General features: G+C 62.9%; 9 protein-coding genes. 3 read left to right on the forward strand and 6 right to left on the reverse strand.

The annotated features are described in order from the left end of the window. Positions 1-9 precede the first annotated feature (9 nt). From QN224_RS12410 to QN224_RS12420, 3 genes are all read right to left on the reverse strand, one after another. Complete coding sequence (locus tag QN224_RS12410) at positions 10-2,418, reverse strand: circularly permuted type 2 ATP-grasp protein (protein ID WP_283976883.1); 2,409 nt, start codon at positions 2,416-2,418, stop codon at positions 10-12. Next, positions 2,419-5,745: a transglutaminase family protein gene (locus QN224_RS12415; RefSeq protein WP_283976884.1), complete on the reverse strand. Its 3,327-nt coding sequence runs from the start codon at positions 5,743-5,745 to the stop codon at positions 2,419-2,421. A 134-nt stretch (positions 5,746-5,879) separates the two neighbouring features. Further along, complete coding sequence (locus QN224_RS12420; RefSeq protein ID WP_283976885.1) at positions 5,880-6,914, reverse strand: aldo/keto reductase; 1,035 nt, start codon at positions 6,912-6,914, stop codon at positions 5,880-5,882. Between the two features lie 107 nt (positions 6,915-7,021). Here QN224_RS12420 and QN224_RS12425 point away from each other — a divergent pair, with 107 nt between their 5' ends. Beyond that, positions 7,022-7,984: a LysR family transcriptional regulator gene (locus tag QN224_RS12425; protein ID WP_283976886.1), complete on the forward strand. Its 963-nt coding sequence runs from the start codon at positions 7,022-7,024 to the stop codon at positions 7,982-7,984. 221 nt (positions 7,985-8,205) lie between these two features. Here the strand turns inward: QN224_RS12425 and QN224_RS12430 are convergent, their stop codons facing one another. From QN224_RS12430 to QN224_RS12440, 3 genes are all read right to left on the reverse strand, one after another. After that, the gene (locus tag QN224_RS12430) at positions 8,206-8,976 is read right to left on the reverse strand and encodes a VOC family protein (protein WP_283976887.1); all 771 of its coding nucleotides are present in this window, start codon (positions 8,974-8,976) and stop codon (positions 8,206-8,208) included. A 177-nt stretch (positions 8,977-9,153) separates the two neighbouring features. Next, positions 9,154-9,627, reverse strand: coding sequence for a DUF1579 domain-containing protein (locus QN224_RS12435; RefSeq protein WP_269281340.1), 474 nt, complete (start codon positions 9,625-9,627; stop codon positions 9,154-9,156). Positions 9,628-9,723: 96 nt separating this feature from the next. Then, complete coding sequence (locus tag QN224_RS12440) at positions 9,724-10,449, reverse strand: thioredoxin family protein (RefSeq protein WP_283976888.1); 726 nt, start codon at positions 10,447-10,449, stop codon at positions 9,724-9,726. A 63-nt stretch (positions 10,450-10,512) separates the two neighbouring features. Between QN224_RS12440 and QN224_RS12445 the strand changes: the two genes are divergently transcribed. Further along, positions 10,513-10,959, forward strand: coding sequence for a MarR family winged helix-turn-helix transcriptional regulator (locus tag QN224_RS12445; RefSeq protein ID WP_283976889.1), 447 nt, complete (start codon positions 10,513-10,515; stop codon positions 10,957-10,959). Between the two features lie 211 nt (positions 10,960-11,170). Continuing rightward, entirely contained in the window at positions 11,171-11,575 is a 405-nt protein-coding gene (locus QN224_RS12450) for a GFA family protein (protein WP_173510137.1), read from the forward strand. The last annotated feature ends 68 nt before the right edge of the window (positions 11,576-11,643 follow it).

Below are 11,643 nucleotides of genomic sequence, written 5' to 3' on the forward strand. Positions count from 1 at the left end.
GCCGCGCCCTCAGCCGAGATAGGTTTGCGCGAGCAGATCCGAGAGCCGTTCCAGGTCCCGTTCGAGCTGCTTGTAGACGGTCGCGGTCATGGCCTCCGGCGTCATCACCGCAAGGCCGGAATGAAGCCGCATCGTCTCGCGGTAGAAGGGAGACATCTGGCCGTTGACGAAGGCGTTCGGCAGGAGCTCGACCTCCGTCTTGATCTCGTTCAACTGATAGAGGATCGAGCGCGGATTGAGCGGATCGAGGGCGAGCAGGTCGGTGACGGTCAAGGCCGCGGTGTTGACGTTGTAGCGGCGGCGGTGGGTCATGACGCTGTCGCCGATCTCGAGCAGCATGTCATAGGCTCCGTCCGGAGCCTCAGGCCCCGACATGTGCCCGAGCAGGCGGGTCATGTGCAGGCCGCGCTCGATGTAACGACCGATCGACAGGAAACGCCAGCCGGTGAAGCGATACATGTTTTCGTGGACGAGACCGGCAAACCCGGCGAGCTTGCGCAACAGAATCGTCATCGCATGCGTAGCGTCGTCGCCGGCCTGCACGGTCGCGTGGAACTTTCGCGCCGTCCGCGACAGGTCGTTGAGAGCTAGCCAACCATCGGGCGAAAACCGGTCGCGGATGTTGCCTGCGCTGAAGAGCGCGCTGTCGATATTGGCAAGCAGGCTGTCGGGCACCGGCTGGCGCGCGTTGATGTCGAGGGCGGCCAGATAGTCGGTGACGTCCTTCAGAAGCGGCATATTCGGGTCGGCGGCTTCGGCGAACCGTCCGTGCCAGGCGCGAAGGATTCTGAGGGCTCCTTCCGCCCGCTCGATATAACGGCCGAGCCAGAAGAGATTGTCGGCCGCGCGGCTCGGCAGGCTGCCCGGCATGTTGCGCGTGAAGCTTTCCTCGGCCGGGAGCAGCGTCGTGCGCTCGACCGGCTTGTCACTGACGATCCAGACGTCGGCGGTCGTGCCGCCCGCTTTCATCGCGATCGCAGCCACGTCGTCGCCGGAGCCGATGCGCGCGAAGCCGCCAGGCATGATCTGCCAGCCGTCGCGCGTGCGCGCGGCAAAGACCCGCAAGCTCATCGGCCGCGGCGTCAGCCGGCCGCGCACCCAGGCGGGCGTCGTCGAGAGCGTGACGACTTCCTGACCCACCAGCTTGCCGCCACCGGTCCCAAGGCGCTCCGCAACGGAGCTGCCTCCCTCGCAAAGCGAAGTACCAAGAACGGATTGTCCGTTGTCGTCGAAAAACGGGCGGGTCGAATAGGCAGGGCCGATCACCATGCGCTCGATATTGCCGGCGACATTGTCGCGTTCGGACTGCTGTCCGCACCACCATGTAGCGATTGACGGCAGCTTTTGCTCCTCGCCGAGCAGGTGACGGCAGATCGCCGGCATGAAGGCGAGAAAGGCGCGCGTTTCCAGGATGCCGGAGCCGAGCGCATTGACGATCGAGACGGAGCCGGCCCTGAGCGCCTCGACGATCCCGGGCGTGCCGATATGGGAGGACTGATTGAGTTCGAGCGGATCGGCGAAGGCGGCGTCGAGGCGTCGCCAGAGCACGCCGACAGGCTTGAGGCCGGCAACCGTGCGAACCATGACCCGGCCGCCGACGACCGTCAGGTCCTCGCCTTCGAGCAGCATGAAGCCAAGATAGCGGGCAATATAGGCGTGTTCGAAATAGGTCTCGTTGGCGATGCCGGGCGAGAGGACGGCAATGCGGTCGTCCGGATGTTGTTTTCGAGCCTGGAGCGTATCGCGAAAGGCGCCGAAGAAGCCCGCCAATCGGTGCACATGGGTTTCGGCATAGAGGTTGGAAAAGGCGCGCGTCGTCGCAACGCGATTTTCCAGCGCGAAGCCGGCCCCCGAGGGAGCCTCGGTCCGGTCGGAAAGCACCCACCAGTTACCGTCCGGTCCGCGGCCGATCTCGAAGGAACAGAAGTGCAGGAAATGCCCGTCGGCCGGTTTGACGCCGACGAGAGGGCGCAGGAACTCAGGATTGGAGGCGACGAGGGCGGGGGGCAGCAGCCCTTCCTCAACCAGCCGGTTTTCGCCGTAGATGTCGGCGACCACGCGTTCGAGCAGTTCGGCGCGCTGGATCAGCCCTTGCGAAACGACCGCCCATTCCGCCTCGTCGATCAGGACGGGAATGTGGGATAGCGGCCAGCTCCGTTCAGAACTCCCCCTGCCGCCATAGGCTCGATAGAAAACACCGGCATCGCGGAGGTAGCGGTCGGCGCGGGCAAAGCGGTTGGCGAGATCCGTTTCGTCCAGACGGCCAAGGGTCGAGAGCAGCCGCTGCCAGACCGGTCGGACATTGCCGTGCGGATCGAGCATTTCGTCGGCGACACCCGGAAGGGCGCGATAACCGAACACCGGGTCACCGTCGAGCCGATCCTGCTCTGTCGCCTCTGCCGTCTGTTTCTTCGCCATCTACACTCCTGCCGGGCGTCTCAGGTCGAGCGTCAGCGGAAATTCTGCCGGCGGGCTCTCGGGTTGGAGTCGATATCCGCCGGTGGTGTGGCCCCAGGGTTCGAAGCGCGCCAGACGGCGCGCCTCGGCCTCGTTGCCGTTGACCGGAAATGTCTCATAACTGCGCCCGCCGGGATGCGCCACATGGTAGATACAGCCGCCGATCGCCCGATTCGACCATGTATCATAAATATCGAATGTAAGGGGAGTGTTGACCGGCAGCACCGGATGCAGGCCGGAGGCGGGCTGCCAGGCCTTGTAACGGACGCCTGCGACGGCCACGCCGCCTTTCCCGGTCCTTGAGAGCGGCACGGGACGGCCATTGCAGGCGACCGTGTAGCGCTCCGGGTTGGCGGTTTCGAGCTTCACCTGCAAGCGCTCGACCGAGGAATCGACATAGCGCACGGTGCCGCCGATCGCGCCCTGCTCCCCCATCACATGCCACGGTTCGAGGGCCTGGCGAAGCTCGAGCTTCGCCTCTTCGTATTCGACCTCGCCGCAGAAGGGGAAACGGAATTCGAGTTGGGCCTCGAACCATTCGGACCTCAAATCGAAGCCATGGGCGCGCAGGTCGGCAAGCACGTCCAGGAAATCCTGCCAGACATGATGCGGCAGCATGAAGCGGTCGTGCAGGACCGTACCCCATCGCACGAAGCCGCCGCCGATCGGGCTTTTCCAGAAGCGGGCGATGAGCGCGCGGACGAGCAATTGCTGGGCGAGCGACATGCGCGCGTTCGGCGGCATCTCGAAGCCGCGGAACTCGATCAGCCCGAGCCGCCCGGTCGGGCCGTCCGGAGAGAACAGCTTGTCGATGCAGATTTCAGAGCGATGGGTATTGCCGGTGACGTCGACGAGCAGGTTGCGGAACAGCCGGTCCACCAGCCACGGCAAGGGGGGAGGGCGATCGGACCCGGGAGGCGGCACCTGCGCAAGTGCGATCTCCAGCTCGTAGAGCGAATCGTGGCGCGCCTCGTCGATGCGCGGCGCCTGGCTGGTCGGCCCGATGAAGAGGCCGGAAAAGAGATAGGAGAGCGAAGGGTGGCGCTGCCAGTGCAGCACGATGCTCTTCAGCAGATCCGGCCGGCGCAGGAAAGGACTGTCGTTGGGGCTGCGGCCGCCGACGACCACGTGGTTGCCGCCGCCCGTTCCCGTATGGCGGCCGTCGATCATGAACTTGTCGGTGCCGAGCCGGCTCTGACGGGCCTCCTCGTAGATCGCCGTGGTGATGTCGACGCATTCCCGCCAGTTAGCGGCAGGATGGATGTTGACCTCGATCACGCCGGGATCCGGGGCAACGCGGATGACGTTGATGCGCTCATCCTGCGGCGGCGGATAACCCTCGATATGCACCGGCAGGCCGAGCGAGGCGGCCGCCCGCTCGGTCGAAGCGATGAGATCGAGATATTCTTCGATGCTCGTTGTCGGCGGCATGAAGACGCAGAGCCGGCCGTCGCGTGGCTCGACACTGATCGCGGTGCGGACGTCGCCGTCGATCTCGTCGCGAGGGGGCGGTAGCGGTGTCTGCGGCTCCTCGGACGGTTGGAAGCGTGAGTGCTGTGCCCGGCCCCGGTTTTCGCTGAAATCGGGCAGGTCTTCGCGTGGAACGGTCGGATCCACCGGATTGATATAGGGGTAGGCGGAGGGCGCGATGTAGGGCAGCGAGCCGAGGGGCAGGCGATAGCCGACCGGGCTGTCGCCGGGAACGAGGAAAATCCGGCCGCGCCGCGTCTTCCATTTCTCGCTCATCCATCGTGGTCCGCCAGCACGCGCGTTCCAGGCCTGCACCGGCAGAACATAGCCCGTCGGGGTCGTCAGGCCGCGTTCGAAGACGCGGGCAAGGCGGCTGCGCTCCTCGGGATCCTTAAGCTTCGAATTGGAAGGATCGACATTGTCCGGAAGGTTCGCCTCCTTGATGATCCACTCGGCCGGATCCTCGTAGGCGGGGACGACCATGTCCGCATCGACGTCGAGTTCGCCGGCGATCGCGACGAGCAGGCGCTCGGCGTCCCGCTCCGCGATCTGGTGCCGACCGTTTTCCTCGGCGATCAGCTTAGCCTCCCGCCAGATCGGTACGCCGTCCTTGCGCCAGTAAAGGGAAAAGGTCCAGCGTGGCAGGCTTTCGCCCGGATACCACTTGCCCTGTCCATAATGCAGGAAGCCCCCCGGCGCGAAGCGGTCGCGCAGGCGGCGAATGAGCGTGTCCGCCTTCTCGCGTTTCGTCGGACCGACTGCGGCCGTGTTCCATTCGTCGGATTCGAAGTCGTCGACCGAGACGAAGGTCGGCTCGCCCCCCATGGTCAGACGCACGTCATTCTCGGCGAGGACGCGGTCGACCTTGTCGCCAAGCGCGTTCAGCGCATCCCAGCTCTCGTCGGAGAAAGGCTTGGTGATGCGGGGATGCTCCGCGACGCGGGCGACCTTCATGTCGAAGGCGAAATCGGTTCTCGTGTCCGGATCGCCGAAGAACTCCCCTGATATGGGCGCGGCGTTTCGATAGTGCGGGGTGGCAGCAAGCGGAATGTGGCTCTCTCCGGTAAGCAGGCCGGAGGTTGGATCGAGCCCGACCCAGCCGGCACCCGGAAGGTAAACCTCGGCCCATGCGTGAAGGTCGGTGAAATCGTATTCGGTGCCGGACGGGCCGTCGAGCGCCTTCAGATCCGGCGTAAGCTGAATGAGGTAGCCGGAGACGAAACGGGCGGCAAGGCCGAGGTTGCGAAGGATCTGCACCAGCAGCCAACTCGAATCGCGACACGAACCCTTGGCACTGCCGAGTGTCTCTTCCGGCGACTGGACACCCGCCTCCATACGGATGACATAGCCGATTTCCTTCTGCAGCCGCGTGTTGAGGCCGACCACCATGTCGATGGTGCGCTGGCGCGATCGGTCGACGCTCTCCATGAATACCGAAAGTCTTGGCCCCATCGGCTCCGGCGCCATGTAGATCTTCAAATCCTCGCTGAGGTCTTCGGGATAGCGGAAAGGCCAGTGCTCCGCTTCCTCCTCGACGAAGAAATCGAACGGATTGTAGACGGTCATGTCGGCGACCAGGTCGACCTCAATCTTCAATTCCGTCACCGGATCGGGGAAGACGTAGCGGGCGAGGTAGTTGCCGTAAGGATCCTGCTGCAGATTGACGAAGTGGTTGGCAGGCGAGACCTTCAGAGAATGGCTGATGACCTTGGTCTTGGAATGCGCCGCCGGTTTCAGCCTGATGATTTGCGGTGTGAGCCTTACCGGTCGGTCATAGGTGTAGTGGGTGAGGTGGTAGACACTGGCCTTGATCGACATGCAGATTTTTCCCCTCGATGGCCGGTCCGTTGCCGGCCATTCGAGAGAATTTTGTGCAATGCGAAGAAAGAAAGCAAGCCGAAACCCCGGCAGCGCGATTGCTGCCGGCTTTCCTTTGCGCCGTGTCGTATTTCTCAGACCGGCGGAGGGTTGATGCGGGCAAAGCCTTCCTGCCTGTAATAGGGGAAATGCGGGTAGGGCGCCGTCGCGGCGCTGACCTTGTCGAGGCGTGCCACCTGATCGGCGGAGAGCGACCAGCCGACAGCGCCAAGGTTCTGCCGGAGTTGTTCTTCATTGCGCGCGCCGATGATGACGCTCGAAACGGTCGGCCGCTGCAGAAGCCAGTTGATGGCAATCTGCGGCACCGTCCTGCCGGTTTCCTCCGCCAAGGCATCGAGCACATCGACGATGTCGTAGAGCTTGTCATCGTCGACCGGCGGTCCGAACGTTGCGGTGTCATGCAACCGGCTTCCGGCCGGCCACGGCTCGCCGCGGCGGATCTTGCCGGTCAGCCGACCCCAACCGAGCGGACTCCAGACCAGCGCCCCAACACCCTGATCGATGCCGAGCGGCATCAGTTCCCACTCATAGTCGCGGCCAACCAGCGAATAATAGACCTGGTTCGCGACGTAGCGGGGATAGCCGTATCTCTCGGCGAGCGCGAGCGATTTCATCAATTGCCAGCCGGAGAAATTGGAGACGCCGACATAGCGGAGCTTGCCGGCGCGCACCAAGTCGTCGAGCGTCGACAGCACTTCCTCTATCGGCGTGCCGGCGTCGAAAGCGTGCAATTGCATCAGGTCGATATAGTCGGTTCCGAGACGCTTCAGCGCCGCGTCGACGCCACCGACGAGACGCGACCGGGATGAGCCTGCGTCGTTCGGGCCGTCACCCATGGGAAGCGACATTTTCGTGGAAAGGATCACCTTTCCGCGGCGGCCTTTGATCGCCGCGCCGAGTACCTCCTCCGAGGCGCCATCCGAATAGACGTCCGCCGTGTCGAAGAGGTTGACGCCCGCTTCGAGGCAGATGTCGACGAGCCGGCGTGCTTCCGCGTCGTCCGTCGTGCCCCAGGCGCCGAAGAGCGGGCCCTTGCCGCCGAACGTGCCTGCGCCGAAGCTCAGCGCCGGAACCTTCAAACCGGACGAGCCAAGCCGTCGATACTCCATTTTGCAACTCCTTTTTTGTCTCAACACCTATCGAGACATGAACATGGCGCTGCTTGCGTTTTGGAGCTAGACTGCAGTTCGGAACATCATTTGTGAGTTGAAGTCATATGTCGCGACTCTCGGTCAATCGCTCGGGGGAAATGGAAGTGTTCGCCAAAGCGGTCGAGCTTGGCGGCTTCTCGTCGGCAGCGCGCCACTATCGCATGACGCCTTCGGCGGTCAGCAAACTCGTGCTCCGGCTTGAGGATCGGCTCGGCGTCCGCCTCGTCAACAGGTCCACGCGACGGTTGCAACTGACGCCGGAGGGCTGTGCCTTCTACGAGCGCACCGCCCGCATTCTCTCCGATATCGAAGAGGCCGAACGCTGTGCCGCCGGGGGCGAAATGCCGACAGGACGGGTTCGGGTGAATGTGAGCGCTTCTTTTGCAACCCATGTCCTGATGCCGCTCCTGCCGGAATTCCGGGAGCGCTTTCCCGCCGTCTCGCTCGACATCGTCCAGACCGATGCGGTGGTCGACCTAATGGAGGCGCGAGCCGATATCGCGATCCGATCAGGACCTTTGAAGAATTCGGCGCTGCTTGCCCGCAAGCTCGGCGCCACGCGAATGGTGGTCGTGGCGGCTCCCTCCTATCTCGACCGATACGGGACGCCCTCGAACATCGAAGAGCTCAAGGCTCATAACCGGCTCGGCTTCTGCTACGCACGCGCCGTCGACGGCTGGCCGATCAAAGCAGACGGAGAAACGATCGTCATGCCGGCTTCCGGGACGCTGCAGGTAAGCGACGGCGAGGGGTTACGTCATCTCGCCCTTGCCGGTACCGGATTGGCTCGGCTTGCGGAATTCACGGTTCGCACCGACATTCGCGTCGGACGGCTCGTTCCCGTTTTGGAAGATCTAAATCCCGGCGATCTGGAAGAAATCCATGCCGTGTTCCTTGGTCAGGGTGGCGCGCTTCCCGCGCGCGTCCGTGCCGTCCTCGATTTTCTCGCCAGGTATGCCCGCATGATGCCGGAGCCGGTTCAGCGGGGAAGCGATCGCCGGGTCAGCGTCGAGACGGTTACAGCGTGACTCCCACACGGGCAGGCCACTGCCGAGAGCATCGAGCGAGGGGCACTCGTGCCGGGATGCCCCTCGCTCATGAGAAAAAGTCACGTGTCGACTAGAGTATCCCGCTTTCAGGCGGAATCACCGAAAGCGGATAAGATGCTCTAGATCCAAGTGCTAGAGCGTCCTTTGTGCGTTCGTTTGAACGCACGGCGCTCTAGGCCCGTGCGTCCGAAACTGCGCCGTCACCGTTTCGGTGCGACGAGGGCAAAAAGGGCGCCCTGCGGATCTATGCATTGGACGATCCAGGCGCCGCCGGGCACTTCCATAGGCTCCAGGACGATCTTCCCGCCGCCGGATTTTGCTCGCTCGATCGCGGCGTCCAACGCCTCGACGTTGAAATAATAGAGCCAATAGGGAGCGGGAATGTCTTCCGGCTTGGTCATCATGCCGCCGATCTGCGTGCCGTTCCAGGAGAAGATCTGGTAGGTGCCCATATCGCCCATGTCCATGGCCTGGTCCTTGGTCCAGCCGAACAGGTTGGAATAGAAGGCGAAGGCGGTATCGAGATCGCCGGCCATCAGTTCGTGCCAGCCGACGTTTCCAGGCGCCATCTGCTCAAGGGCCTGGGGCGCCTCGCTTGTCCCCTTGAACAGCGCGAACACGGCGCCATGCGGATCGGTGACGATGGCAAAGCGGCCGACGCCAGGGATGTCATCCGGAGCGCGGTGGACGTTGCCGCCGTCTGCGGCGACTTTGGCGGCGGCCGCGTCCACGTCATCGACCGCGACATAGCCGAGCCACGCCGGCGGGATATTCATCTCGAGCGCGCCCTCGGGCATCGTCATCAATCCCGCCACCTGCTGACCACCCATGGAGAACAGCGTATATTCGATGCCCGGCATGCCGGCATCGCTGCCGCTCCAGCCAATCACGTTCTCGTAAAAAGTTCGGGCGGCCTTCGTGTCGGTCGTCATCAGTTCGTACCAGACGAATTTCCCATGCTGACCCGTCATTGTCTGTCCTCCGGTTTTGTTGGGGGATTGCGCTGCCATTCGCGGCAGCGGAACAGTGGTTTGCTTGCCGTCGACTAAGCCGCGTCGCGTTCAATGAATTCAAGCAACGCGCTTTGCATCCTCGTTTTTAAGCATGTCGTTGTCGCAGAGCAGCTGCATAGTTCTGGGCGCCATGCGTCAGCGTCGGCGATATTCCGCGGCCATGATCTCCTTCCAGTTCCCGTCTTCGGTCTGGACACGGGCCGTCAGCCTGCGATGGTCGGCGTCGATGAGGGTTATCACGTCCTGATATCTGGCGGACCTGCCAGGTCTGTCGAAATCCGGCCCCTCACAGTCGAGCGTCAGCGTCTTGCCGTCGTCTTCGAGTACGCCGTCATAGATCCACATATGCGTCATCATGGAGCCGACCCAGGTGCCGACATAGCGGTTGGTCTGAGGATTGAAGCCGAGAGTCATCAACGATTGGCCGATGCGGCCGTCCGGCATCGTGCCTTGTCCTTCGCAGACGAACCATAGGCCCTGCATCGAACGGACGTTTTCCGTCCATGGCGCCTGCGACTGGCCGGTGTCGGTTGACGGTTGCGACATGACTTCCCACTCACCGAGCAGCTGTTCCAGCCAGCGGTGCTCCTCCTGCGGTTCCGCCTTCATTGATCCCTCCATGGCGAGACGCGGCGCTCCAACCTGGAACTCCGCGAAACGTAGCAACGCGCGGGAATGCCGATTGGTTCCTCGTTCATATCAAGCTCAGGCGCTTTGCCTGGGCGCTTCTTCGTATTCGTCGTGGCGCCGCACGAAATCCATGATCGTGCCTTCATTCCGGCCCTTGGGCGCCCGATCGAGCAGCATGAAGGTGCCGACCAGTTCCTCCAGGCCGCGAGCATAGGTGGAATAGGTATGGTAGACGGTTCCGTCCTCGTCCTTGTAGAAGGCGCTGAGACCGGGAAGCTCTTCATAGGCGTCGCCGCTGTCGATCTCGCTGAAATTGTAGATCACCTTGTCGCCTGCGAGTTCGGCGGGTGTGAAGGACACATGGAAATCGCGGTTGAAGTCGTTGCCCCAGGCGGATACCCAGGGGAAATGCCAGCCCATCCGCTTGCGATAGGCTTCGATCTTGGCGAGCGGCGCGTTCGAAGCCGCGATCAGTATGACGTCGTGGTGGTTTAGATGCGGCAGCATGCCGGCGAAGTGGTCGGCGAGAAACGAGCAGCTTGGACAGCCCGCTTCCCAGTTCTCTCCAAGCATGAAGTGATAGACGACCAGCTGGCTGCGCCCGTCGAAAAGCTCCGGCAATGTCTTGGGGCCGGCAAGGGTTTCGAAGACATAGGATTTGTCCATCCTCACCCAGGGCAGAGCCTTACGCTCCGCATTGATCCTGTCCCGTAGCCGGGTGTGTTCCTTTTCCAGTGAGAGAAGCGATTTGCGCGCCTTCAGCCACTCCTCACGTGACACCACGGCATGGTCCGGTCTCATGCTCTTTCCTCCTCACGAAATGTAGCACTTGACTAATTACGTTGATATCAACATTACTCAGCCATGTCAAAGTCGCCGCCGATACCATTTTCCACCACCCTTTTCGTGAAGGATACCTGTCTGTGCCTGCACGTGCAGCGCACCGCCCGGGCGCTTGCCCGTCAGTTCGACGAGGCGTTGAGGCCGCTCGACATAACGAATGGGCAGTTCTCACTGATGATGTCGCTCAACCGGCCGGAACCGCCGAGCATGAGCGCGGTGGCGTCCCTGCTTGCCATGGACCGGACGACGCTGACGGCGGCGCTGAAGCCGCTCGAGCGTCGCGGTCTCGTCGAGGTTTTTGTCGACTCGACTGACCGGCGTCTCAGGCGTCTGAGGCTGACGGCGGAGGGCGGGAGTTTGCTCGCGGAAGCCGTGCCGATCTGGAAGGATACGCATGAAGCGGTCGACAGGAGCCTCGGTGAAGGCGGCGCGGACCGTTTGCGCGCCGATCTGCTGGCGCTCACCTGACGGCTGGCTGGTCGTTTCGTGGCTTGCCTTGATCCCGCTGCCGCGACCTTCTTCCCGCATGCCGCGAGAAGGGACAACGCCGTGCGGCCGCCTTGCCCCCGCGAAAGCCGTGGATAATAAGGATGGCTTTCCGCCGAAGATCGTGCTGATCTCGGCAGCGCCGTGTCGTCATGCGGTACGACATTGCGGCTGTTCAGGCGGAGGAACGATGATGAAGACGACCTACAAGGGGAGCTGCCATTGCGGACGGATTCGTTACGAGGTCGATGCTGATCTCGAGGCCGGGACCAGCCGTTGCAATTGCTCGTACTGCTCGAAAACGCGCTATTGGGGCGCGAACGTGAAGCCTGAGGATTTCCGGCTGATGTGCGAGGAGGCCGGCATCGGAGACTATCAGTTCGCTACGATGAGCGGTCATCACCGGTTCTGCACGACTTGCGGCGTGGCGCCCTATGGCCATGGATATGTCGAGCAGATCGGCGGCGCCTTCGTCTCCATCAACATTGCATGCCTCGACGATGTCGATCCGGCCGTGCTTGCGGCCTTGCCGATCCAGTACATGGACGGGCTGCACAACAACTGGTGGAACGCGCCAGCCGAGACCCGTTACATGTGATTCAAGCGGCTCGCAACGAAAAGGCTCCCGCCGCGACGGGAGCCTTCTTGCGTTTGCGAGTTGCGCCG

It is taken from the genome of Sinorhizobium sp. 7-81, from assembly GCF_030124405.1.
Lineage (GTDB): Bacteria > Pseudomonadota > Alphaproteobacteria > Rhizobiales > Rhizobiaceae > Sinorhizobium > Sinorhizobium psoraleae.

Coding starts and splice junctions, on each gene's coding strand:
- QN224_RS12410 (WP_283976883.1), bottom strand. CDS start 2,418: ATGGCGAAGAAACAGACGGCAGAGGCGACAGAGCAGGATCGGCTCGAC.
- QN224_RS12415 (WP_283976884.1), bottom strand. CDS start 5,745: ATGTCGATCAAGGCCAGTGTCTACCACCTCACCCACTACACCTATGAC.
- QN224_RS12420 (WP_283976885.1), bottom strand. CDS start 6,914: ATGGAGTATCGACGGCTTGGCTCGTCCGGTTTGAAGGTTCCGGCGCTG.
- QN224_RS12425 (WP_283976886.1), top strand. CDS start 7,022: ATGTCGCGACTCTCGGTCAATCGCTCGGGGGAAATGGAAGTGTTCGCC.
- QN224_RS12430 (WP_283976887.1), bottom strand. CDS start 8,976: ATGACGGGTCAGCATGGGAAATTCGTCTGGTACGAACTGATGACGACC.
- QN224_RS12435 (WP_269281340.1), bottom strand. CDS start 9,627: ATGAAGGCGGAACCGCAGGAGGAGCACCGCTGGCTGGAACAGCTGCTC.
- QN224_RS12440 (WP_283976888.1), bottom strand. CDS start 10,449: ATGAGACCGGACCATGCCGTGGTGTCACGTGAGGAGTGGCTGAAGGCG.
- QN224_RS12445 (WP_283976889.1), top strand. CDS start 10,513: ATGTCAAAGTCGCCGCCGATACCATTTTCCACCACCCTTTTCGTGAAG.
- QN224_RS12450 (WP_173510137.1), top strand. CDS start 11,171: ATGAAGACGACCTACAAGGGGAGCTGCCATTGCGGACGGATTCGTTAC.